The following is a 23534-nucleotide window of genomic DNA, read 5'->3' on the forward strand; positions in this document are numbered from 1 at the left end:
GATTCCCCTTTAATCATTCATTAACATCTATTCTGTTCACATCAGATGTAACTTTGAAAGGTTACATTGTGCAGCATTCAAAGAAACATATTACCCGGTTCATAGTTTTCTTACTTGCTTTGCAGGTATTGAACCTGAGTATCTATGCCCCTAATTTCAGTCCCCTGTATTCTCCTGTCAAAGAAGAAGTGACTACCAATATCACGGAAACAGCTGTTGAATATGTAATGGAAGTGATCATGGGTATCAAAAATGCGATTCCCGAACAGGTACAACACCATAAAGACCTGCATTTTCATAAACAGGTATCTTTTAAAGCGGAATGTACTCCCCTGTTTTACGAATTATCGTCATTTCAGGAGAAATCCGGCAAAGCTGCTATTGCCTTGCAGCACGCTTACAACTACCTGTTCCTGCAGGAGATCAATCCCCCACCTCCCAAAACCTGCTGATCCTTCTATTTCTGTTAACACACTGACAGCTGTTTTTTGCTACCAGTATTGATTTGGACATCCTAATTCTTATTATGCGTTTATCATTACGTACACGTATGTGTTCGGCGTTATTGCTGACCACTTTATTTTTGGGTTCTGCACAGACAACGGCTCGTGCTCAGACTTTTACCCATGACACCCTCACCCTTCATTTACCTGAAGTTGAAAAAAGGTTCCTGGACAGTAACCTCTTATTATTGGCGGCTCATTTTAACGTAGATGCCCAGAAAGCCCTGGTGCAACAGGCGAGACTTTGGGATAACCCGGTTCTGAATACAGACCAGGTGATCGCCGCCGGCGGCAGGTTTTTTCCATATGGCAAAAATGCCGATGGATCATTCAGCGGGCAGTATTATGCACAGGTACAACAGCTGATCAAAACCGCTGGCAAAAGAAATAAGCTGATCAGCCTGGCCAATACCAATGTGAAATTAAGCGAATGGCAGCTGCAGGATGTCTTGCGCAATCTCCGTTACCAGTTGCGCATCGACTACTTTACCATACTGCAGCAGCTGGAAACAGGGAAGATCTATGCAAACCAGCTGGCACAACTGCAAAAACTGCTCAATGGCATGCAGGCACAGCTGAACGCAGGTAATATTGCACAGAAAGACTTTCTGCGGATCCGGAACCTCGTCATCTCACTGGAGCAGGACCTGACAGAACTGAACCGTTCACTGGCAGATAATGAAGCGGATCTGAAAACCCTGCTCGGCATCAGGGAAAACGTGTTTATCAAACCCGGCGACAGGTTCCCGTTGAAAACCGATCCGGATGTCTCTTTGGTTTCAGAGCAGGACCTGTTGTATGAAAGTGCAAGGAAAAATAATCCTTATTACCAGTTGCAGGTAACGCAGACTTTATACCAGCAGCAGAACCTGGATTACCAGAAAGCTTTACGTATACCCGACATCACACTCGGGCCTAATTTTGACCGCAACTCGAATTATACGCCCAATTATGTGGGACTGGGTATTTCCCTCCCCCTGCCCATCCTGAACAAAAACCAGGGGAACATCCGTTCGGCAGCATTTTCAGTAAAACAGCAGCAGTCCGTTACGGCCAATGCAGAAACGGAATTACGTAACAATATTACCAATGCCTATACCAAACTGTTATTGTCCGTAAAACAGAACAGTGGCAGTCAGCCGGAGTTTTACGAAAAGTACCATGCCATGTACGGAAACGTGGTGCAGAGTTATCAGCAAAAACAGATTGGACTACTGGAGTTCCTCGATTTTTTTAACGACTACACGGCATCGCAGCAGCGGTTATTACAGCAGCAGCTTGCCCTGCAACTGGCAAAAGAGGCTTTGAATTACCAGCTTGGAACAGACATGATCAAATAAAAATTTCATTACCCATTACACTATTGAATATGAACAAGAACATACTTCTTTTGCCGGCATTACTGATGATAGGAATGATATCCTGCAAGGAGAAAAAAAACGCAGACGAGAAACCCGGAAAATTTGTATTGAGTGATACCATGGCGAAGATGATCACCATTGACTCTGTGTCACGCTGTTATATCGACAATGAAACTACACTGACGGGAGAAGTCAGCTACAATGAGAATAATATCAGCAAAGTATATCCGCGTAGCAGCGGACAGGTAATTGACTGTAAAGTTACCCTGGGCGATAAAGTGCAGGCCGGACAGGTGCTGGCCGTATTGCGCAGTGCCGATGTGGCGGGGAATTATGCCGACCTGAACAGTGCCGAAGCTGATGTAACCATAGCCAAAAGGCAATTGGACAATGCCGAGCAGTTATACAAGAACGGCATATCCAGTGAAAAAGAATATACCGAAGCCAAACAGAATTATGCAAAAGCATTGGCGGCTAAGTCAAAAATACAGTCACTGATCAGTATCAATGGCGGCAAAGGCAGTAATGCCGGAGGTACGTATACGCTTGTCTCCCCTATCAGCGGTTATATTGTTGAGAAAAAAGTGAATACGGGCAATTTTATCAGGACGGATATGGGCGATTATCTTTTTATCATTTCAGATCTGAAAAACGTGTGGGTAAATGCCAATGTATTTGAAGCTGATATCCCAAAAGTGAAGGAAGGGTATGCAGTGGAAGTCACCACGCTTGCTTATCCTGATATCCGGCTGAAAGGAACCATCGACAAATTAAGCCAGGTGCTGGATCCTGTTACCAAAACCATGCGGGTAAGGATCAAACTGGAGAACAAAGACCTGCTGTTACGACCGGAAATGTTTGCCCGCGTGATTGTGTCTAACCAGGAAAACAAACAGGCCATTTGTGTCCCTACCAAAGCGTTGATCTCCCTGAACGGGAAGGATTTTGTAGTGGTGTACAGGTCCGCGAAAGACATGCAGATAGCCGAAGTGAACATCCTGAAATCAAATGAAAACAAAACCTATCTCTTGAGCGGCGTTGCTCCTGGCGACAGGATCATCACACAGAACCAGCTGCTGGTATTTCAGCAGTTACTCAACCAATAACCCGAAATGGCAGATGCCGTTTCATTATTCTCATTTGTAATATGCTACCACTATGGTAAAGTTTATTAAATCCATCATACATTTTTCACTCCGGCACAGGTATTTTGTGTTTTTCCTGACAGCCATACTGGCAACGATCGGCTTTATCAGTTATCGCAACACACCGATCGAAACCTTCCCGGATGTAACCAATACACAGATCATCATCATTACGCAATGGCCGGGACGCAGCGCAGAAGAAGTGGAGAAATTTGTTACGATACCGTTGGAAACAGTATTGAATTCTGTTCAGCGTAAAACGAATCTCCGCACCACTTCCTCATTTGGCCTATCCTATGTGCGATTGATCTTTGATGATGATGTGACCGATGAGTTTGCCCGTCAGCAAGTGCTTAGCCGCATCGGTAATGTGGATCTGCCCGAAGGAATTAAACCAGACGTGCAACCACCCTATGGTCCAACGGGCGAAATATTCCGGTATACGTTAAAAAGCAAAACCAGGAGCATACGTGAACTGTATACCATACAGGATTGGGTACTGGATAAAGAATTCAAACGGGTGCCGGGTGTTGCGGATGTGAACAGTTTTGGCGGGGAAGAAAAAAGTTTTGAGATCAGTGTCAACCCAAATAACCTCACCAAGTACGGCCTTACCTCGCTGGATGTATACAATGCAGTTGGCAAGAGCAATGTGAATGTGGGTGGAGACGTGATCGAACGGAACGGACAAGCATATGTGGTAAGGGGGATCGGCCTGTTGAACAATATCAGCGAGATCGAGAATATTATTGTCACCAAGATCAATGGGGTACCCATACTGGTCAAAAACCTGGCACAGGTAAAAGAAGCCGGCAAACCAAGGTTGGGACAGGTTTCAAAAGATACCACAAGTGATGTACTGGAAGGCATTGTCGTAATGGTAAAAGGTGCAAACCCGACAGAGATCCTGGAAAAACTGCATGAAAAAGTAAAAGATCTGAATGAAAACATATTACCCAGCGATGTAAAGATCGATACGTTTTACGATCGTACGGTGTTAATGGATTATGCCACACATACGGTGATTCATAACCTGATTGAAGGCATTGTACTGGTAACCTGTATCGTTATGCTGTTCATGGCCGACTGGCGAACAACTGTAACGGTCAGTATCATCATACCGCTGGCACTGCTGTTTGCATTCATGTGTCTGCGTATGATGCATATGCCGGCCAACCTGTTATCGATGGGTGCCGTGGATTTTGGTATCATCATTGACGGGGCTGTGGTGATGGTGGAAGGTTTGTTTGTGGCATTGGATCACCGGGCGAAGGAAGTGGGTATGGATAAGTTCAACAAACTGGCCAAACTGGGATTGTTCAAACAGGTAGGAACAGAAATGGGTAAAGCTATCTTCTTTTCAAAGTTGATCATCCTGACCTGCCTGATCCCCATTTTCGCCTTTCAGAAAGTGGAGGGTAAGATGTTCTCCCCACTGGCATATACACTGGGATTTGCTTTACTTGGAGCATTGATCTATACGCTTACCCTGGTTCCTGCCCTGTCAAGTATCCTGCTTCGGAAGAATGTTCGGGAGAAACATAATCCTGTGGTTCATTTTTTTGAAAATGGAATCAAAACATTGTTCCAGAAAGCCTACCGTTTTCCCAAAGCAAGTCTGGTGATCGCTTTTTCTGTGATGGCCCTGACTTTCTTCTCTGCCCGTTTCCTGGGAAGCGAATTTCTGCCCGAGCTGGATGAAGGAGCCCTATGGGTAAAAGCCCAGCTGCCCATGAGTGCTTCACTAAGCCAGTCTAAAGAGATCTCGGATAAAATGACCGCCATCATCCGTAAATACCCGGAAGTGCGGCATACGCTTGCCCAGATCGGAAGAACCAATGACGGTACCGATCCGAAGGGATTCTTTAATGTGGAAATAGCGGTTGACCTCTACCCCAAAGATGAATGGCGCAAAGGGGTGTCTACAGAAGCCCTGATCGACAGTCTCGACAGACAACTAAGCAAGATACCCGGCCTGCTGCTGAACTATTCACAGCCAATCAGAGATAATGTGGAGGAAGCCGTAGCGGGTGTGCCTGCATCACTGGCAGTGAAAATTTCCGGACCTGATTTTCTCAAACTGGATTCATTGGCCAACCAGGTAGAATCGGTTCTGTCCACCGTAAAAGGTGTGGAAGACCTTGGTGTACTTCGCAACCTGGGTCAACCCGAGTTCCGCATTGAATTGGATCAGGCAAAAATGGCACTTTACGGTATTGCAACGGTAGATGCCAATGCGGTGATAGAAATGGCTTTGGGGGGAAAAGCAGCCACGCAGTTATATGAAGGAGAGAGAAAATTTGATATCCGTATCCGCTACCAGAAAGATTTCCGTGACACACAGGAGAAGATAGAACAACTGATGGTTCCTTCAGAAGATGGAAGCAAGATCCCTATCAAAGAGATCGCAACGATCCGGACGCTGACCGGTCCGGCATTCATTTATCGCGATAATAACCGGCGGTACATACCCGTTAAATTCTCTGTACGGGGAAGAGACCTGGGAAGCACCATCAAGGAAGCACAGGAAAAAGTGAACAAAGTGGTATCATTACCCAAGAACTACCGGATGACCTGGAATGGTGAGTTTGAAAACCAGCAACGTGCCTCACAGACACTGGCCAATGTGGTGCCGATTTGTTTACTGGGTATCTTTTTGATCCTGTTCATCACATTCGGCAACGTGAAAGACGCCTTGCTTACCATACTCAACGTTCCATTTGCATTGATCGGCGGTATTCTGGCCCTGCACATCACAGGTATGAATTTCAGCATCAGCGCCGGCATTGGTTTCATTGCCCTGTTTGGTGTCTGTATACAGAACGGGGTCATCCTGATCAGCGTATTCCGCAAAAACCTGGAGCAGCATATGCCGCTGCACAAAGCGGTACTGGACGGGGTCATCTCAAGGGTAAGGCCTGTTGTGATGACGGCATTGATGGCCGCTATCGGATTGCTGCCTGCCGCCATCAGTACCGGTATTGGAAGCGAAACGCAGAAACCCCTGGCCATTGTTGTCATCGGCGGGTTGATCACATCAACCATACTTACCCTGCTGATCCTGCCGATCATTTACAGCCTGGTACATGTATTTATGCACAAACGACAAAATATGAAACTCCTGAAAAAAATGGGAGCTGTATAAATCGTCTTACCGGTGCAGCCGTTCGGCTGCACCGGTTTTTTAACTAATCACTTATGAAGTTTTGGTTCACATGGATACTATGCACCCTCAGCTGTACACTATGGGCGCAAAAGGATACGACGGTTGAAAGGGATCAGCATTATTCGCTTCATTTCCAGTCAACGTTCATTCCCCAGTATCATTTCGATTTTTCTGCCAAGTATACCGGTGCCAACAGTCTTTTACCCAGCGAAGTGGTACGTGCCTCTGTATCTGCCACAGCCTATCTCGCATACAAGCCCACCCAAAACCTGTACCTGGTGTTCAACCCGGAAGCAGCAGGTGGCAAAGGATTGAGCCAAACCATGGGTATCGCCGGATTCCCTAATGGCGAAGTATACCGTGTAGGAGATCCGGTTCCCCATCCATTTATCGGCAGACTGTACGCTGAATACCGTTTTCCGCTCAGCAGCAGGAAAGAAAGACTGGCAGATGGTCTGAACCAGGTGGCTGAAACGGCACATACCGATTATTTGTCTGTGCTGGCAGGCAAGTTTGCGCTAACCGATTTTTTCGACAATTCCACCATCAGTCATGATGCCCGCACCCTATTCATGAACTGGAGTCTTATGGGAAGCGGTGGCTGGGACTATCCCGCCAATACCCGCGGATACACTATAGGGGCAGTAATACAGACTCTCTACCATGATTGGGCATTCAGAACGGCAATGACCACAGTTCCCATCGAAGCGAATGGTCCGGAACTGCAGTTCCGGTTCAACAAAGCCATGGGTATGGTTTGGGAACTGGAAAAGACACACCTGTTTCAAAAAAACGAAGAACAGTTTACCACTTTACATGCCGGCATATTCATGAATAAGGCCAATATGGGTAATTACCAATTGGCGCTGAACAGCGGAATGTCGGTACCCGATATCACCGATAGCCGTTCCTACGGGAGAACCAAGTGGGGCTACTATTTCAGTACGGATAACCATTTCGGCTGGTTCAGCCATTTTTTCAGGGTAAGCTGGAATGACGGGAAAAACGAAACCTGGGCTTTCACTGAAATAGACAGAAGTATTGCTACCGGTATCCAGCTCAAAGGAAGCCGGTGGAAACGCAACGGAGATCATTTTGCCCTTGCCTTCGTTAGCAACGGTCTGTCACAGGATCACAGGAATTATCTCGCCAAAGGAGGATATGGTTTTCTGATCGGTGATGGCCAACTGCGTTATGGAAGAGAAAACACCCTGGAAGCCTATTATTCGATGCATCTTTTCCGACAGGTATACCTGAGTCCTGATTACCAGTTCATATCAAATCCGGGATATAACAGGGATCGCGGACCGGTGCATATTGTTGCTTTCCGGCTTCACGCATTCCTATAAAAAGCTACACAGCTAGCAGTACACCAGTTGTACGTTACAACCATGAGGGGCGGGGCGGATTATCTGGAGATAGAAAAATTAAACTGCGAAACTGGTGCCGCAACCACAGGTCTTGCTGGCATTGGGATTGCTGAAAGTGAAGCCACGACTGTTCAGTCCACCCTGCCAGTCAATTTCCATGCCGTATAAATAAAGCTGGTGACTTTTATTCATCACGCAGGGAATGGCTTCAATGGTAAAATGTTCATCATCTGCTTCAGCCTTATCAAATCCGAGCACATAGGTCATACCGCTGCAACCGCCCCCCTTTACACCGATACGGAGGTGTTGGGTGGTATCAAAACCTTCTTCGTTCATCAAACGCCTGATCTCTGTAATGGCACCGGCCGTTAAAGTTACCGGTACGGTTTGGGTCATTGTATCCATACATCTGCTTTACACTGCAAATTTAAGAAGAAATACAGGTATCCTGTCAATACCGGTTTTCGATACAGGAAATTTTGACCATTACAATTTTTGGAGGCTGTTTTCTTCCGGATTATGCCGCTACAGTTTGTTGCAAAAGCAGCTTGTACAGCCCTTGTTTACCTTATTTTTGTTCAAAATTGGCATAATGGATTCTAAATACCTGATACTGGCCGGTGTGGTCCTGGTGGGTTTTATTGCGTATTACTTCTTTTTACGGCCGAAAAATGAAAATAATCAGGCAGAGAAACCTGTAGCCGATAAAGGCTCGCTGGCATTGCAGTTGCAGGCATATGAACGTTTGATATTATTGGTTGACCGGATCACTATTAACCATCTTGTCAGCAGGATCAGTTACGAAGGTCTGACGGCCCGAGAAATGCAACTGGTGCTCACCCGTTCCATCCGTGATGAGTTTGATTACAATATTACCCAGCAGATCTACGTAACCCCCGAAACCTGGAATGCCGTTCGCAGTCTCAAGGAAAAAAACCTGCTCATCATTAACCAGGTGGGCGCTCTATTACCGGCCGGGGCCAGCGGACTGGACCTGAACCGGGCCTTACTGGAATACCTGGTGCAGGACGATAAAGCCAATCTGCACGAACTGGTAAGCGAAGCACTGAGTTTTGAAGCCAAAAAATTATTGTAACCACAGACGAACAGAACAGGTATAGTTTATTGTAACGATTGCCAAATGAGTGAGAAAAAAATATTTACCGACAGCGGGATAGAGATCCGAAAGGTTTACTATCCCACCCCAGACAGTACCAAGCAGCCAACGGAGCAGCCCGGTCAATTTCCCTATACCAGGGGTGTACAACCGGATATGTACCGGGGTAAACTATGGACCATGCGCCAGTATGCAGGGTTTTCTACTGCAGAAGAAAGCAATAAACGGTACCACTATCTTTTATCGCAGGGCGTGATGGGACTCAGTGTGGCATTTGACCTGCCTACCCAGATCGGGTACGATAGTGACCATGAACTGGCTGAAGGCGAAGTGGGTAAGGTAGGTGTAGCCATCGATAGCCTGGAAGATATGGAGCTGCTGTTCAAAGACATTACCCTGGAACAGGTAAGCACATCCATGACCATTAATGCCACAGGTTTTATACTGCTGGCGTTTTATGTGGCACTTGCAAAAAAACAGGGTGCAGACTTATCGAAGATCAATGGAACCATCCAGAATGATATCCTGAAAGAATATGCTGCCAGGGGTACCTATATCTATCCGCCCAAACCTTCCATGCGGATCATTACAGATATTTTTGAATGGTGTAGCAGCGAATTGCCCAAGTGGAATACGATCTCCATTTCCGGTTACCATATCCGCGAAGCAGGGAGCACCGCCGTACAGGAGATTGCATTTACTTTGAGCAATGGTAAAGCCTATGTGGAAGCAGCCCTGGCAAAAGGACTGGATATCAATGTTTTTGGCAAAAGGCTTTCCTTCTTCTTCAATGCGCATAATAACCTTTTTGAAGAAGTGGCCAAATTCCGTGCAGCCAGGCGTATGTGGGCTACGATCATGAAGAACCTGGGGGCTACCGACGAAAAAGCCATGATGCTTCGTTTCCACACGCAAACAGGAGGCGCCACCTTAACGGCCCAGCAACCCCTGAACAATATTTCCCGCGTAACCATACAGACCCTGGCAGCGGTATTGGGCGGAACACAAAGCCTGCATACCAATGGTTACGATGAAGCCCTGAGCCTGCCCACCGAAGAAGCGGCCCGTATTGCATTGCGCACACAGCAGATCGTAGCTTATGAAAGCGGTGCGCCGGATACGGTAGATCCTTTGGCCGGTAGTTATTTTATTGAATCACTGACCCATGAAGTGGAGCAGAAAGCCTGGGAACTGATCAACAGGATCAATACCATGGGGGGCAGCGTAAGTGCCATCGAATCCGGTTTCATGCAGGACGAGATTGCCAGGAGCGCCTACGAATACCAGCGCAATATCGAGAGCGGCGATAAGATCATTGTAGGCGTGAACAAATTCACCATCGACAAAGAGAACCCGATACCCGGTTTTAAGATCGACGACAGCATCCGTACCCTTCAGGCGGAGAAACTGCAGCAACTAAAGGCCAAACGCTCCGCAGAGAACGTAGACCGTTGCCTGCACCAGATCGTTGTTGCCGCAAAAGAGGGCTCCAACCTGATGCCCCAAGTGATCGAAGCCGCCGAAAACCTCTGCACACTGGGTGAAATTGCCTGCGTGTTAAGAAGTGTTTTCGGAGAATACAAAGGGTAATGAAACAAATTCAAAAATCAAAATTCAAAAGTCAAAAAATAGCGTTAAAGGACTACTTCTTGTTTTTACTTTTGAATTTTGATTTTTGAATTTTGACTTCATTTCAACTCAGTACTACGATCAACGCATAAATCACACCCGGTAACCAGAACAGCAGGGTAAGCAGTACGCTTAACCAGAATTTTCCGTTCAGTTCATGTTCATGCAGTCCAACCGCCAGTGGTGGTAATAATACGGCAAGGACGGCCAGCAGTACGGTATTGGTGCTTACATCTTCTCCGGCTGCTTTCATGGCTTTTAATTCCCTGAGTTTGGTTTTGGCTTCATGGAGACGCATTTTACGGTCAACCCGGGAAAGGCTACGGAACTCACGCAGCGCATCGGTGGCCACCACATCATCCAGCACCACTTCTTTTTTAGCTATTATTTCGTTTTTGCCTGTCTTTACCGGTTCTGTTTCGGTACTGGCCGCAGATAGGGTAACGGAAGTCAAGAGGGAGAAAGAACAGAGTAACAGTGTACATTTTTTCATAGATACGGATTTTGGATATGATTATAATAATCTGAAGCAAAGTAGCAAATAAATGGAAACCCTGCAACCAACTAATCCACAATTACACATCAAACGGCAGACAAGGCTTCTAAATAAAGGGGTTCCCTGCGTGGTTGAAGCCTGCAAATTTGTACCTTCCCTATCTAAATGATTGCCATGAAAAAGCCGGTTCTATTTGTATGGATCTTATCCCTGTTTGTTATTGCCGGTAACGCACAGACACCCCGTTTTGTGAGCGACAGCCTGGAGAACTATATCAAAAACGGCATGAAGGACTGGCAGATCCCCGGACTGGCCATCGCCATCGTGAAAGACGGCAAACTGGTCTATATGAAAGGGTATGGAGAAAGTAATATCGTTACGCACGAAAAAGTAGACGAGAATACCTTGTTCATGATTGCCAGCAACAGTAAATTATTCACCGGAACCTCGCTGGCGCAGCTGGAGTACAACAAAAAACTTTCTCTCAACGATAAAATTACCCGGTACTTTCCTGATTTCAGGCTGTATGACAATAACACCACGGAGATGGTGACCATCAAAGACATGCTTACGCACCATCTTGGCACCAGGACCTTCCAGGGCGATTTCACTTTCTGGGACGGGAACCTGAGCCGGAGCCAGATCATTCAGCGGATGCGGACACTCAAACCGGAGGGACAGTTCCGGCAGGATTTCGGGTATTGCAACAGTTGTTTTTTAACAGCAGGAGAAATCATACCCAAAGTAAGCGGCAAGCCCTGGGAAGTATATGTGTACGACAGCATACTGATGCCGCTCGGTATGAAAAATACCCATATGCTTACCACCGGTATTGCACAAAGACCCAATGTATCACGCCCCTACTCTACTTCTTTTACCGGGCAGTTACATGAGCTTCCTTATGACCAGGTTGACAACCTTGGTCCGGCGGGCAGTATGATCAGTAATGTAAAAGATATGGCAAAATGGCTGCTGCTGCAGCTCGACAGCGGCCGTTATGAAGGCCAGCGTATACTTCCCTGGCAGGTGATCCGCAGAACCAGGGATATGGTAACAACCATCTCCAGCCGTAAAAGCAGTTTATATCCCAGTCATTATACCGGTTACGGTCTGGGTGTGTTCATGACGGATTATAACGGAAAACAGGTATTCTGGCATACGGGTGGGGCATTTGGTTTTGTGACCAACACCTGTTTTGTACCCGAAGAGAAACTCGGGATCACCATTCTTACCAACAACGATAACCAGAACTTCTTTGAAGCGCTGCGTTACCAGATACTGGATGCCTACCTGGGCGTAGCATATGTGAACAGAAGCCAACAGCAGTTACCTGGTCACCAGAAAGAAACCGAGCAGGCGATAAAAAACCTGGCTGCACTGAAAGAACGGGTAAAAGGAAATACGACCGCTTTACCCATTTCGGCCTATACCGGTGAATATGGCAATGAGGTTTACGGAACCATCAGCATTAAACCCAAGGGAAATGATCTGCTGATCAAGTTCAACAGTCACAATAACCTGACCGCCACCCTGCAGTATATGGACAAAGAGGAATGGTTACTGGCGTACAGCAACCCTGCCTTCGGCATCTTTCCTGTAAAGTTCAGGACTGAACACGGCAAGGTGCAATCAGTAGATATCAAAGCCAGTGATTTTGTTGAGTTTGATTCCTACCTGTTCATTAAAAAATAAATCAATTACCTCTATATCCATTTAGCACATGAAAAAAATTATCCCTTTCTGTTTACTGTTCAGTGTGGCTGCTTCGGCCCAGAACCTGCCTGCCGGTTATGAGCAGCTGGTAAAAGATGAAAACGCCAAAGTAATTGAATGGCGCAGGTACTATCACCAGTACCCGGAATTATCGAACCGCGAGTACAATACTGCCAAAAAGATCGAAGCCACTTTGAAACAGTTCGGCATCGAAACAAGAAGTGTTGCAGGTAGCGGAGTGGTAGGTGTATTGAAGGGCGGCAAACCCGGTCCGGTGGTAGCCCTACGTGCCGATATTGACGGCTTACCGGTCACCGAACGAAATGCCCTCTCTTTTAAGTCAACCGCTACCTCAGAATACAATGGACAGACCGTTGGTGTTATGCACGCCTGCGGACATGATTCACATATCGCCATGTTGCTGGGAGCAGCTGAGGTTTTGTCTAAAATGAAAAAAGAGGTTCCCGGAACGGTCGTATTCCTCTTCCAGCCTGCCGAAGAAGGTCCTCCCGGCACCGAGGAAGGCGGTGCCCCCCTGATGATCAAACAAGGTGCCCTCGACAACCCGAAAGTGGATGCGGTCTTCGGCATACATATCCAGGCAAGCCTGGATCCCGGTAAGATCTATTATAAACCCGAAGCCTTCATGGCTTCTTCCGATTGGTTCGTGATCAAAGTAAAGGGCCGCCAGACACATGGCGCTTCTCCCTGGCTGGGTGTTGACCCGATCGTGGTCAGCTCCGCCATCGTACAGAACCTGCAGACCATCGTAAGCCGCCAGTCGCAGATCACCAAAGCACCTGTGATCCTCACTGTGGGTAAGATACAATCCGGTGTTCGCCCCAATATCATTCCCGAAGAAGCTGTAATGGAGGGAACCATCCGCACACTGGATGCCGATATGCAGAAAGATGTGCACGACCGTGTCCGGAAAATGGCCCAATCGGTGGCAGAAGCCTATGGCGCCACCGCAGAAGTGACCATCGATACCAAAACACTGGTTACATATAACGATCCCCAACTGGTGGCACAAAGTCTGCCTTCTCTGCAGAAAGCTGCCGGCGATGGTAACGTAGTATTACATCACTGGGATACCGGTGCGGAAGATTTTTCCTTTTATGGTACCAAAGCACCCTCGTTCTTTTTTTACCTGGGCGCCCGTGATGCCAGATACACCCAGGAAAATGCCCCCGGTCACCATACACCCGATTTTGTGATCGATGACAGCAAACTGGACGTAGGCGTAAAAACCTTCTGCCAACTCGTATTCGACTACGGCAAATCCAAATAAAACATTCACTCATTGAAATATTGCCCCATGAAACGAATAATATCCTTAACGATTCTTAGTGCGATAGTGACACTATCGTTCGCGCAGACCAATCTCACCCCCGAACAACTCTGGAAATTCGGAAGGGTAACCGGCCTGGGCATCTCGAAAAACAACCAGTATGTGGTATACCAGGTAAGCACACCCAATGCTGCTGAGAACAAGAGCTCGCGTAAGTTCTATGCCATTGCCGCCAGTGGCGGGGAAGCATTCGAGATACCGAATACGGACAGTTTCCTCGTCAACACCAAGATCTCTTCCAACAACAGGTTCTTTGCGGAAGCCCGTAACGTGGAAGTGATGAAAGTGACCGGCGCGGCCAAATACCAGGACCTCAAGAAATCGAATGTATACATCTACAATTCACTGAACTACCGGCACTGGGATACCTGGGAAGACGGAAAGTTCGACCATGTATTTGTTGGACCGGTAGTGAACGGCAAACCCGATCCTGCAAAAGCCAACGACATCCAGCTCAACGAGCCATTTGATTGCCCCACCAAACCATTTGGTGGCGATGAAGACTTTGTATGGAACCCCGACGGAAAGCACCTGGTATATGTTGCCAAGAAAAAATTTGGAACAGACTACGCAGTCAGCACCAATACCGACCTGTATGAATATGATGCTGAAACCGGCAAAACTCGGAACCTCACCGAAGAGAATAAAGGCTATGATGTAAATCCGGCTTTCAACAGCAAGGGACAGCTGGCCTGGCTGCAGATGAAAAGAGACGGTTATGAGGCCGACAAACAGGATATTATCGTCAGCAACGGTAAGAAAAAGCTGAACCTCACTGCACACAGGGACGATATTCATGTGGAGAGTTTTCTCTGGAGCCGTAAAGGCGACAGTATCTATTTTATCGCCCCCATCAATGGCACCCTGCAGTTGTTTCGTGTGAACGATGCACTGGCCACCAACAGTACGCCTGTGATCACCCAACTGACCAATGGAGATTTTGACATCAGTGCCCTTATTGGTGAAGCCAACAATATGTTGTTTGTGGCGCGAAACGATATGAACCGGGCTTCTGAAATATACAAGCTAAATCTGCTGAACGGCCAGTTAACACAGTTCTCGAATGTGAACAATGCAGCGTATGCCGGGATCAACAAAGTAAGAACAGAACGTCGTTTTGTGACCACTACCGATAACAAACAGATGCTGGTATGGGTGGTATATCCGCCGGGTTTTGATCCTGCCAAAAAATATCCCACCCTGCTGTATTGCCAGGGAGGACCACAATCCCCTTTAACACAGTCCTATTCCTTCCGCTGGAACTTTCAGCTGATGGCTTCGCAAGGGTACATCATTGTGGCGCCTGCACGCCGGGGTATGCCTGGTTTCGGTACAGCATGGAACGAAGAAGTCAGTAAGGACTGGGGCGGCCAGGTGATCAGGGACTACCTGAGCGCCATTGATGCCGTTGCCAAAGAACCTTTTGTGGATAAAAGCCGTTTAGGTGCCGTAGGCGCCAGCTTTGGCGGATTCTCTGTATTTGCATTGGCCAGTCAACATGAAGGACGCTTTAAAACCTTTATCTCCCACGATGGTGTATTTGATTTCAAAAGCATGTATGGCACTACTGATGAAATGTTCTTTGAGAACTGGGAAAAAGGCGGCCCTTACTGGGATAAGAACAATGCAGTTGCCCAACGTTCTTTTGGACAGTCGCCCAGCAATTTTGTTGAGAAATGGAATACCCCGATCCTGATTATCCAGGGCGGACGTGATTATCGTGTACCCATTGAACAGGGGCAGCAGGCATTCCAGGCTGCACAACTAAAAGGCATCAAAAGCCGTTTCCTGTATATACCTGATGAAAACCACTGGGTATTAAGTGCCCAGAATGCACTGGTATGGCAGCGTGAGTTCTATCAATGGCTGGATGAAACATTGAAGTAATTTGAGAATTTGGGAATGTGCTAATTTGAAAATGGATATCCTTGTTTCTTTTCAAATTAGCACATTTTCACATTGTCAAATTCCCTTATCAGGATATATTCTTGCGCCGAAAAGTAAACTGCCTATGCGAACCAGGGTGCTTCCCTCTTCTACGGCGATGGTATAATCGCCGCTCATGCCCATACTTAACAGGGCCCATTCACCATTCACTACCGGCCACTCCCCGATCTTATTGAACAGCTTTTTCAGCAGTCTGAATTCATTACGGACTTTTTCCTGGTCATCGCTGAAGGAAGCCATTCCCATTAATCCGCACACACGAACATGAGACAAGCCAGCGGCAGCAGCAAGTGCTTCTTCCAGTTCGGTCTCATCCATCCCGAATTTGGTTTCTTCCTGTGCAATATGCACCTGTAACAGGCAATCAATGATACGGTTATGTTTAGCCCCCTGTTTATTGATCTCCTGTAAAAGTTTGAAACTATCCACCCCATGTATCAGGTGCACAAACGGAGCTATGTATTTGACCTTATTGGTCTGCAGATGGCCGATAAAATGCCAGCGGATATCTTTCGGTAAAACCGCCTGTTTATCTACCAGTTCCTGCACATAATTTTCTCCAAAATCACGCTGGCCCAGGTTATACAATTCCTGTATGTCTTGGTTGGGTTTGGTCTTACTTACGGCTACCAGGGTCACCCTCCCAAGTTCCTTTTTGATCTCGTTGTATTTTTCAATGTTCACTGCCATACAATAGTATTTTAGAATAACGGATCCTCAGCTATATGATAGACGGTTCGTGATGAGTTACCCGAATCTGTCATTCCCCTACCTGCAGATCCAATAATGTATTTTTCAACGCCAGGTATTCCAGCAACAAAAGATTATTATACGCATCACAATCGTAATAAAATTTCCCGACCCCGGTTCCACTCACCCATTGTTTAAAGGGATCAGGCAACATAGAAGCCATATTGGCAATGAAAAACGAGAAAGGGCCTTCTTCCACTAACTCCCTAAAACTATTTGCCTGCTGTACTTTTATTGACGGCGGCTGAACGCCCCACCGCATTAAGGACGTATAGAGGATTACCTGCTCCATAAAATCGTTTGTACTTATCAAAGCTTCCCTGGTTTGGACGATCAGCGCTGTCCGGTATTGTTCGAGTACGGGTATCGGCTTTACTGTCATCAGCCTTGACAAGTGATATAATATAATGGGCAGCTTACCATAATGCGGCGATACGTAGGCGGCATCAGTAAGGTGTTTTTTGTCACTCAGCACTTTTTCAATCAGCTGAAGGCTGGCACTGTCAGCGGCTGTCCATTCGAGGTTATATTTCTGAACGAAATACAGGATATTGGCCAGTACGCATACATCAAAATCGACCGGCATTTTTTTACCGAACCAGGTGGAGTAAGCGCCTATATTACGATACGCTTTAAATGTATTCTTTACCGGTTTTACACCATTGTTGGTGAAAGCCTGCATCAATGCGTGCACTTTCCGGGCAACAGAATCGGGGGCTTGCAAGGCCAGCAGCATGATCACAGTATCATCCAGATCGTCCGGCAACGACTGCGGTTTATCAAACAGGTTCAGCCAACCTCCGTTAGGGAATATTCGTGGAGTATCTGTTGGCCAGAAATTATAGGTGTTCCTACCCTTTCGGTTCTCAAATTTGGGATATACCGGCAAACTGTTGTTCACGATCCTGTCTGCGATCATCTGCTGGGAAGCATTGAATAAAGGTCTCAGGTCACGCAAAGTAAATCCGATCAGTCCGGTAAAGAAATTGTTGACATCGGCTTTGTCGCGGTCTCTGTTCAATGCATACATACGATAGGAAGGGAACATGCCTTTGGGAAACACGCTGCTTTCCTTTGCCTGTAACTGCTCCAATCGCTGAAGTAACTGGGTCATCAAAACGCTATCCTGTGCCACAACACGATCTGACAACAACAAAAAAGACAGGAATACGATTTGCCGAAACATCGTCATATTGTAAAATTAGCGCATTGACCCCTTATGAATCCATGAGTCACAAAATAAAAACGCTGGTCCGTTAAAAAACAGCAACCAGCGTTCTAGCATGTATCATCCTTTGATCCGCCATCTGCGGATCCGTACAATCAATTATTTCAGGATACTCCTCGAAATCACGATCCGCTGCACTTCACTGGTTCCCTCATAGATCTGGGTAATCTTAGCGTCACGCATCAGTCGCTCAACATGGTATTCTTTCACAAAACCATAACCGCCATGGATCTGCACTGCTTCCGTGGTCACCCACATGGCTGTTTCAGAAGCAAAGACCTTGGCCATGGAAGAACTGAGTGTATAATCGTGGCCATGATCCTTTTCCCAGGCAGCTTTTAAACAAAGCAGGCGGGCCGCTTCGATTTTGGTGGCCATATCGGCCAGTTTGAACTGGATAGCCTGGTGATGCATGATCTCTTTTCCAAAAGCCTTACGCTGTTTGCTGTAGGCCAATGCCAGTTCATACGCGCCACTGGCAATACCCAATGCCTGCGAGGCAATACCGATACGGCCACCGGCCAGCGTTTTCATGGCAAACTTGAAACCAAAACCGTCTTCGCCGATCCGGTTCTCTTTGGGAACTTTCACGTCGGTAAACATGATACTGTGCGTATCGCTACCTCGGATACCCAGCTTGTTCTCTTTGGCGGCCACCACAATACCGGGTGTATTCTTTTCAACAATGAAAACATTGATACCATGACTTCCTTTTGCGGGATCCGTTTGTGCAATCACCAAATATACCGATGCGGAAGATCCATTGGTGATCCAGTTCTTGGTACCATTGATCAGGTAATGATCACCTTTATCCTCGGCAGTGGTACGTTGACTGGTAGCATCACTACCCGCTTCCGGCTCACTTAACAGGAAGGCGCCGATGTATAATTCCCCGTCTTTACGGCCCTGGGCCAGCGGGGTCAGGTATTTCTGTTTTTGTTCCTCGGAACCATAGGCTTCCAGTCCCCAGCACACCAGGCTATTGTTCACACTCATACTCACGCTGGTACTGGCATCGATTTTACTGATCTCCTCCATGGCCAGCACATAACTGAGGGTATCCATACCGGAACCGCCATAATCTGGACTAACCATCATACCCATGAATCCCAGTTCGGCCAGTTTCAGTACCTGTTCACGGGGAAATTTCTGGTGTTCATCACGTTCGATCACACCAGGTAAACATTCATTACGGGCAAAATCACGGGCCGCTTTCTGGATCATCAATTGTTCTTCGGACAGTTCAAAATGCATCGGTAAAATATTTTTGTGATACAAATTTACACTAACAACTGTTAGGATTTGCAATGTGATGAAATTTTTTATCCATAGTTTCTATCACCAGCTTATCCACTTTGGTCATCGGAGTTGTGTAACTCACTTGTACGGCATACGGGGTGGCAACATAGAAACGGGGAAAACACCCTTCTCCTATACCTATTGAACCCTTAGTTTTAGGATTGACTGTGACAGATATTATGAGATGCAAGATGAGAATCGAAACCTCTGTATTCTGGGTTACCGGAAATTAACAATATCAAAACCTGCATTTATGAAAAATAGACGATCAGTTCGTCTGGTATTATTCAGCCTGTTCTCATTTTGTATCATGTCGATGGCGGATGGACAATTGCTGAATGGGAAATACATAGGGTATGAAAGATTTCCGATACGTTATTCATCAGAGATATTGTCGATCATCGGCAAACCGGATACTAAAATAATCAAAAACCAGTTCTACTATGAAGTAACACTGTGCATCACCGACAGCTTCATAGCTATCAGTAAAATACCCGTTAAATTCATTAATGACAGGCTCACAAAAAAACTGGTGGATACTACAGCCGGTGGTTATTATCATTATTCTGTAAAAATATAATCCGCAATTTCGATGGACACACCCTTCTTGATGGATCCCTGATTGATTGTACTTATTGTGATAAGCCAACTCATGGAATTCCCTTGTATTACTATATTTTTTATTGGGTAGTTCAAAATGGAAATGACCTGATTGTAAGCAGTACAAATGAAGAAAATATGTTATTCAAAAGACAAAAAAGATGAGCTCATTTTGCCTTTACAGAAAAAGTAGCCATACATAACATCCACACTTAACGGATGATGCATCTCGACAGGCTGACCGTATTTATACTGAAAAAAATACGGGGTTTTTCCCCTTATAAAACTTAGCTTATTTGGATAGCTTTGTTTTAGTGATGTCTCAAGACGGCCCAATTAGTAACCTTCCAATACCGTATTCTATGCAACCCCATCACCTGGTAAAAGCCATGCTGTTTGTCCTGCTCATTATTTTTTTTGTGATGGTAGGTGGTACTTATTTCTTTTACAGTAACGTTAAATCTGCCAGAGCCACTACCCTATATGAGAACCTGAACGATGCACAGAAAGCAGAAGGAGCCGATTATAAAAACTGTATCCTGCTGGAGAAAAAAGCCATTGTACGCATTTCTGAAGGACAAAAACAGGTATTGCCTTATGCACAAGCCCGGCAAATACTGATTCGCGACACCCGTATTAACCAATCCGGGTTCAGGATCATTGTTACACCCGACATCAACTACCAAGACCTTTCAGATATCCTGTTGCTGATGACAGAACTGAAAATGAAAAATTATATCCTCCTAAAATCCTGATCTATCTAACCAACCGAAACTGCTACCATGGGAAACCTCGCCTACCAGGAATTACTTCTCTTGTTCGTATCTCTTTTCTGCATGTTGATACCTGTACTGATGATCATCTGGATGTACCGTCTCTCGCGTCGCTCACACAGCAACCAGCAGCGCATCGCCTATCTTGAAACACAGTTGCAGGTGTTGGAAGCAAAACTCGGCAGGTAAGCCTGATGCCGCAGAATACAACAAGAGTGATAAAGCCCCACCTTGAAATAGGATATTATATACTAGGTTAGTGCATTTCACGGTTGATAAAACTCATGTAAAATCAGTCATGTACGGAGATGTAGCGATCTGTACAGCAATGCCGGCTACCCGGGCCTGCAGAAAACGCTGATACCATCTGACCAATATCATATTTCGTCTGCGACAGCTTCGGTAGCTTTCCGTTATGAAAAAATGGATTCTGCTGGTCGTAGTATGTTATTCCCTATCCTCTTTTGCACAAAACAAGAGAGACAGCACCGTAACCGAATGGCAGGCAGGCCTGGAATTGGATGTACTGCCCTTTGCCCTGGGAGGTTATTTTGGCGCCAGCTGGATCGGAAAAGACCAATTCCGGTTACGCGTGCTTACCGCTAATGTGCATAAACCGGATATTACTACCAATCCTGCATTCACCCATCACCATATTTATGCCTATGCATTGGTGGCAGATTATTTTCTGAAACCCGGCTGGAAAGGCTGGTGGATAGGATCTGGCCCTGTTTTCTGGCAAAGCAGCATCATCAGCAAGAGCAGTGGTGCAGAAGCGGGTTTCCATAACTGGTTATGGAATGGCAGCGTAGGACACCATTTTCCTGTCAGGAAGCGCTTCTATTGTTCCCCCTGGGCGGGCCTGAGTTTCCGGATAGCAGGAAATAAGCACACAGTAGTTGGCCCTGATTACTTTACACTGCCACTGGTAAACCCGGAGCTTTCCGTCAAGCTGGGTTTTATTTTTTAGGGCGCCCCCGAAAGAAAGCAATCTATCACCGCTTAGAATTCACGAGGAGTCTGCATCACCCCGATCACGATCGTAGAAACGCCTATCGGAATGGTAAACAAATGAATGGGACTGAAACTGGAATACAACAAATGCGTTAACGAGAGAAAAGAGATAAAAATTCCCTGAATAATGATCAGGTAAGGATATATTTTTTTTTTGAAGACTGTACAGAACAAGGTCACCAAACCGAAAAGCCCTACAAGGCATAGCAAAATCCAACCAAGTATGGTATAATTGGAGAAAAGTGAGTCAGCAATTTTTTCTTCCGGAAAAGGAAATAGGATATCCGGGAACCATGCAGTATTGATCAGCCTGGCACCCCGGAAAATACCGACGAAACTGGATATGGTAAGTAAAATGATAGAGATCTTCCGGAGCCTGCTCATAATCCGGCTAAAACTATCTAAAGTTTTGATTCCTACAAAATCTTAGCGGCGTGTACAACTCACCGTTAGTTATTTGTATATTCATGTTCTAACTGCTTACCCTCAAATCTATTAGTTTGAAACGATTGTTATCCCTCGATTTTATGCGGGGCCTCATCATGGTACTGCTAGTACTGGAAAGTGCAGGCCTTTACGAAAGCCTTGCTACTGCCTCAGACAATACATTTCTGAACGGATGGGTACAGCAATTTTTTCACCACCCCTGGAATGGACTCCGGTTCTGGGACCTGGTGCAACCTGCATTCATGTTCATGGCCGGTGTTGCCATGGCATATTCGCTTACCCGGCAGCAGGAAGCCGGGCACAACTGGCTGCAGCGATTCCGTAAAACCCTGCAACGCTGTGGCTGGTTATTCTTCTGGGGAGTGCTGGATTATGCTGTACGTAAAACAGGACTTTCATTCGAGTTATGGGATGTACTGACACAGCTATCATTCACCACCCTGGTTGCTTTCCTGATCTTTGGGTTCAATACCCGGGTCCAGATACTGGTATGTATCGGATTGCTGCTGTTAACGGAGGTATTATACCGGTTTACCCATATTCCGGGTTTTGACCAGCCTTTTACCGACCAGCATAATTTTGGCAATTATGTTGACTGGTTACTCATGCACAAGATCAACAAAGGCGGCTGGGTGGCCATTAATTGCATTCCTACTGCCGTACATACCATTGCAGGTGCACTGGTAGGAAAAATGCTCCTGCGGGGTGGAACTACCATCATCCGGAACCTGCTAATCTGGGCCCTGCTTTGCCTGGTAGCAGGATTTGCATTGGATGCCATGGGCATAACCCCCATTATCAAACGTATTGCCACCAGTTCTTTCGTACTGGCATCCCTGGGCTGGTGTATGGCAGGCCTGGCAGTTTGCTACTGGTGGATCGATATACGGGATCATCGCAAATACCTGGTATTTTTTACCACGGTAGGCATGAATTCCCTGTTCATTTACCTGTTTATCGAGATCGTAGGTAACCGATGGTTCACGGAATATATCAGCACCATCAGTAACGGTGTATTGTCGTGGATAAACACACCCGCACCCTTGAGTCATATTCTTTCTGCACTCTGTGTATTCTCACTGGAATGGAGCCTTTGTTATTTTCTGTACCAGAAAAAGATTTTCTTCCGGATATAAGCAGTAAAAATTCGGCTGGCTCAGCGCCGGTTTGTATATTAGGTATATAAATAACCTCTATGAAAGCAGACAGAAGAAAATTCCTGGCAACCACTACCCTTTTAGGCACCGGCCTGGCAGCATCGGCATTGCCACTTACAGCACCGGAAAAAAAACAACTGGTTCACCATGTTTTTTTCTGGTTAAAGAATCCCGATTCCAAAGAAGACCGCGATAAACTGGTAGAAGGATTACGAACACTGGCTAAGATAGAAACCATCCGGAAACTACATGTGGGTGTGTTGGCAAGCACAGAAAAAAGGGATGTGGTAGACACCAGCTGGCAGGTTTCCGAACTTATGTTCTTTGATGATCTTGCCGGACAGGCCATTTACCAATCGCACCCCATACACCTTGCTTTCATCAAGAACTATGGACATTTATGGTCCAAAGTAGTGGTGTACGATGCCATGGAAGCCTGAACACAGACATCTTATTCATTCATACGAT

At 46.3% G+C, this 23534-nt stretch carries 22 protein-coding genes; 16 read left to right on the top strand and 6 right to left on the bottom strand.

Going from position 1 to position 23534, the window contains the following annotated elements:
* The first annotated feature begins 68 nt into the window (after positions 1-68).
* From ACH3Y6_RS13270 to ACH3Y6_RS13290, 5 genes are all read left to right on the top strand, one after another.
* A complete protein-coding gene (locus ACH3Y6_RS13270) occupies positions 69-452 on the top strand; it encodes a hypothetical protein (protein ID WP_490836098.1) in 384 nt (127 codons plus the stop codon).
* 74 nt (positions 453-526) lie between these two features.
* Positions 527-1843, top strand: a complete 1317-nt coding sequence (locus ACH3Y6_RS13275) for a TolC family protein (protein ID WP_490836099.1) — start codon at positions 527-529, stop codon at positions 1841-1843.
* 29 nt (positions 1844-1872) lie between these two features.
* Positions 1873-2970: an efflux RND transporter periplasmic adaptor subunit gene (locus tag ACH3Y6_RS13280; RefSeq protein WP_490836100.1), complete on the top strand. Its 1098-nt coding sequence runs from the start codon at positions 1873-1875 to the stop codon at positions 2968-2970.
* A 52-nt stretch (positions 2971-3022) separates the two neighbouring features.
* Entirely contained in the window at positions 3023-6154 is a 3132-nt protein-coding gene (locus tag ACH3Y6_RS13285; RefSeq protein ID WP_490836101.1) for an efflux RND transporter permease subunit, read from the top strand.
* Positions 6155-6207: 53 nt separating this feature from the next.
* Positions 6208-7524 carry a carbohydrate porin gene (locus ACH3Y6_RS13290; RefSeq protein WP_490836102.1) on the top strand — a complete coding sequence of 439 codons (1317 nt, stop codon included), beginning with the start codon at positions 6208-6210 and terminating at the stop codon, positions 7522-7524.
* Between the two features lie 78 nt (positions 7525-7602).
* Here the strand turns inward: ACH3Y6_RS13290 and ACH3Y6_RS13295 are convergent, their stop codons facing one another.
* A complete protein-coding gene (locus ACH3Y6_RS13295) occupies positions 7603-7950 on the bottom strand; it encodes a HesB/IscA family protein (RefSeq protein ID WP_490836103.1) in 348 nt (115 codons plus the stop codon).
* Between the two features lie 187 nt (positions 7951-8137).
* On the opposite strand from ACH3Y6_RS13295, the gene ACH3Y6_RS13300 reads away from it, so the two are divergent.
* Together ACH3Y6_RS13300 and ACH3Y6_RS13305 are read left to right on the top strand one after the other, a co-directional pair.
* The gene (locus ACH3Y6_RS13300) at positions 8138-8641 is read left to right on the top strand and encodes a DUF7935 family protein (RefSeq protein ID WP_490836104.1); all 504 of its coding nucleotides are present in this window, start codon (positions 8138-8140) and stop codon (positions 8639-8641) included.
* Between the two features lie 45 nt (positions 8642-8686).
* Entirely contained in the window at positions 8687-10252 is a 1566-nt protein-coding gene (locus ACH3Y6_RS13305) for an acyl-CoA mutase large subunit family protein (protein WP_490836105.1), read from the top strand.
* A gap of 103 nt (positions 10253-10355) precedes the next feature.
* On the opposite strand, the gene ACH3Y6_RS13310 is transcribed toward ACH3Y6_RS13305, so the two are convergent.
* Positions 10356-10784, bottom strand: coding sequence for a YqaE/Pmp3 family membrane protein (locus ACH3Y6_RS13310; protein WP_490836106.1), 429 nt, complete (start codon positions 10782-10784; stop codon positions 10356-10358).
* A gap of 177 nt (positions 10785-10961) precedes the next feature.
* Between ACH3Y6_RS13310 and ACH3Y6_RS13315 the strand changes: the two genes are divergently transcribed.
* Genes ACH3Y6_RS13315 through ACH3Y6_RS13325 form a run of 3 tightly spaced genes read left to right on the top strand, consistent with a single transcriptional unit; the run spans position 10962 to position 15738 of the window.
* Positions 10962-12479, top strand: a complete 1518-nt coding sequence (locus ACH3Y6_RS13315; RefSeq protein ID WP_490836107.1) for a serine hydrolase — start codon at positions 10962-10964, stop codon at positions 12477-12479.
* Between the two features lie 28 nt (positions 12480-12507).
* Positions 12508-13791, top strand: coding sequence for an amidohydrolase (locus ACH3Y6_RS13320; RefSeq protein WP_490836108.1), 1284 nt, complete (start codon positions 12508-12510; stop codon positions 13789-13791).
* Between the two features lie 27 nt (positions 13792-13818).
* Positions 13819-15738, top strand: a complete 1920-nt coding sequence (locus tag ACH3Y6_RS13325; protein ID WP_490836109.1) for a S9 family peptidase — start codon at positions 13819-13821, stop codon at positions 15736-15738.
* A gap of 75 nt (positions 15739-15813) precedes the next feature.
* On the opposite strand, the gene ACH3Y6_RS13330 is transcribed toward ACH3Y6_RS13325, so the two are convergent.
* The 3 genes from ACH3Y6_RS13330 to ACH3Y6_RS13340 all read right to left on the bottom strand — a co-directional run bounded on the left by ACH3Y6_RS13330 (position 15814) and on the right by ACH3Y6_RS13340 (position 19030).
* Positions 15814-16488 carry a YggS family pyridoxal phosphate-dependent enzyme gene (locus ACH3Y6_RS13330; RefSeq protein ID WP_490836110.1) on the bottom strand — a complete coding sequence of 225 codons (675 nt, stop codon included), beginning with the start codon at positions 16486-16488 and terminating at the stop codon, positions 15814-15816.
* 70 nt (positions 16489-16558) lie between these two features.
* Complete coding sequence (locus ACH3Y6_RS13335) at positions 16559-17740, bottom strand: hypothetical protein (RefSeq protein WP_490836111.1); 1182 nt, start codon at positions 17738-17740, stop codon at positions 16559-16561.
* A 135-nt stretch (positions 17741-17875) separates the two neighbouring features.
* The gene (locus tag ACH3Y6_RS13340; protein ID WP_490836112.1) at positions 17876-19030 is read right to left on the bottom strand and encodes an acyl-CoA dehydrogenase; all 1155 of its coding nucleotides are present in this window, start codon (positions 19028-19030) and stop codon (positions 17876-17878) included.
* A 298-nt stretch (positions 19031-19328) separates the two neighbouring features.
* Between ACH3Y6_RS13340 and ACH3Y6_RS13345 the strand changes: the two genes are divergently transcribed.
* The 4 genes from ACH3Y6_RS13345 (at position 19329) to ACH3Y6_RS13360 (ending at position 21418) form a co-directional block, all read left to right on the top strand.
* Positions 19329-19655, top strand: coding sequence for a hypothetical protein (locus ACH3Y6_RS13345; protein WP_490836113.1), 327 nt, complete (start codon positions 19329-19331; stop codon positions 19653-19655).
* 382 nt (positions 19656-20037) lie between these two features.
* On the top strand, positions 20038-20430 hold the full coding sequence (locus ACH3Y6_RS13350) for a hypothetical protein (protein WP_490836114.1): 393 nt from the start codon (positions 20038-20040) through the stop codon (positions 20428-20430).
* 27 nt (positions 20431-20457) lie between these two features.
* Positions 20458-20637: a hypothetical protein gene (locus tag ACH3Y6_RS13355; protein ID WP_490836115.1), complete on the top strand. Its 180-nt coding sequence runs from the start codon at positions 20458-20460 to the stop codon at positions 20635-20637.
* A 226-nt stretch (positions 20638-20863) separates the two neighbouring features.
* Positions 20864-21418 carry a hypothetical protein gene (locus ACH3Y6_RS13360; protein ID WP_490836116.1) on the top strand — a complete coding sequence of 185 codons (555 nt, stop codon included), beginning with the start codon at positions 20864-20866 and terminating at the stop codon, positions 21416-21418.
* Between the two features lie 32 nt (positions 21419-21450).
* Here ACH3Y6_RS13360 and ACH3Y6_RS13365 read toward each other — a convergent pair whose 3' ends face one another.
* Positions 21451-21846, bottom strand: coding sequence for a hypothetical protein (locus tag ACH3Y6_RS13365; RefSeq protein WP_490836117.1), 396 nt, complete (start codon positions 21844-21846; stop codon positions 21451-21453).
* A gap of 116 nt (positions 21847-21962) precedes the next feature.
* Between ACH3Y6_RS13365 and ACH3Y6_RS13370 the strand changes: the two genes are divergently transcribed.
* Positions 21963-23045: an acyltransferase family protein gene (locus ACH3Y6_RS13370; RefSeq protein ID WP_490836118.1), complete on the top strand. Its 1083-nt coding sequence runs from the start codon at positions 21963-21965 to the stop codon at positions 23043-23045.
* Positions 23046-23104: 59 nt separating this feature from the next.
* Positions 23105-23506 (top strand): Dabb family protein, encoded by a 402-nt coding sequence (locus ACH3Y6_RS13375; protein WP_490836119.1) that lies wholly within the window; start codon positions 23105-23107, stop codon positions 23504-23506.
* Positions 23507-23534 lie beyond the last annotated feature (28 nt).

This window comes from Sediminibacterium sp. FW305-C-269 (assembly GCF_058231045.1).

Bases quoted from the DNA above. Each gene is read 5' to 3' on its own strand.
- ACH3Y6_RS13275 (WP_490836099.1), top strand. From the start codon at position 527: ATGCGTTTATCATTACGTACACGTATGTGTTCGGCGTTATTGCTGACC.
- ACH3Y6_RS13280 (WP_490836100.1), top strand. From the start codon at position 1,873: ATGAACAAGAACATACTTCTTTTGCCGGCATTACTGATGATAGGAATG.
- ACH3Y6_RS13285 (WP_490836101.1), top strand. From the start codon at position 3,023: ATGGTAAAGTTTATTAAATCCATCATACATTTTTCACTCCGGCACAGG.
- ACH3Y6_RS13290 (WP_490836102.1), top strand. From the start codon at position 6,208: ATGAAGTTTTGGTTCACATGGATACTATGCACCCTCAGCTGTACACTA.
- ACH3Y6_RS13295 (WP_490836103.1), bottom strand. From the start codon at position 7,950: ATGGATACAATGACCCAAACCGTACCGGTAACTTTAACGGCCGGTGCC.
- ACH3Y6_RS13300 (WP_490836104.1), top strand. From the start codon at position 8,138: ATGGATTCTAAATACCTGATACTGGCCGGTGTGGTCCTGGTGGGTTTT.
- ACH3Y6_RS13305 (WP_490836105.1), top strand. From the start codon at position 8,687: ATGAGTGAGAAAAAAATATTTACCGACAGCGGGATAGAGATCCGAAAG.
- ACH3Y6_RS13310 (WP_490836106.1), bottom strand. From the start codon at position 10,784: ATGAAAAAATGTACACTGTTACTCTGTTCTTTCTCCCTCTTGACTTCC.
- ACH3Y6_RS13315 (WP_490836107.1), top strand. From the start codon at position 10,962: ATGAAAAAGCCGGTTCTATTTGTATGGATCTTATCCCTGTTTGTTATT.
- ACH3Y6_RS13320 (WP_490836108.1), top strand. From the start codon at position 12,508: ATGAAAAAAATTATCCCTTTCTGTTTACTGTTCAGTGTGGCTGCTTCG.
- ACH3Y6_RS13325 (WP_490836109.1), top strand. From the start codon at position 13,819: ATGAAACGAATAATATCCTTAACGATTCTTAGTGCGATAGTGACACTA.
- ACH3Y6_RS13330 (WP_490836110.1), bottom strand. From the start codon at position 16,488: ATGGCAGTGAACATTGAAAAATACAACGAGATCAAAAAGGAACTTGGG.
- ACH3Y6_RS13335 (WP_490836111.1), bottom strand. From the start codon at position 17,740: ATGACGATGTTTCGGCAAATCGTATTCCTGTCTTTTTTGTTGTTGTCA.
- ACH3Y6_RS13340 (WP_490836112.1), bottom strand. From the start codon at position 19,030: ATGCATTTTGAACTGTCCGAAGAACAATTGATGATCCAGAAAGCGGCC.
- ACH3Y6_RS13345 (WP_490836113.1), top strand. From the start codon at position 19,329: ATGAAAAATAGACGATCAGTTCGTCTGGTATTATTCAGCCTGTTCTCA.
- ACH3Y6_RS13350 (WP_490836114.1), top strand. From the start codon at position 20,038: ATGCAACCCCATCACCTGGTAAAAGCCATGCTGTTTGTCCTGCTCATT.
- ACH3Y6_RS13355 (WP_490836115.1), top strand. From the start codon at position 20,458: ATGGGAAACCTCGCCTACCAGGAATTACTTCTCTTGTTCGTATCTCTT.
- ACH3Y6_RS13360 (WP_490836116.1), top strand. From the start codon at position 20,864: ATGAAAAAATGGATTCTGCTGGTCGTAGTATGTTATTCCCTATCCTCT.
- ACH3Y6_RS13365 (WP_490836117.1), bottom strand. From the start codon at position 21,846: ATGAGCAGGCTCCGGAAGATCTCTATCATTTTACTTACCATATCCAGT.
- ACH3Y6_RS13375 (WP_490836119.1), top strand. From the start codon at position 23,105: ATGAAAGCAGACAGAAGAAAATTCCTGGCAACCACTACCCTTTTAGGC.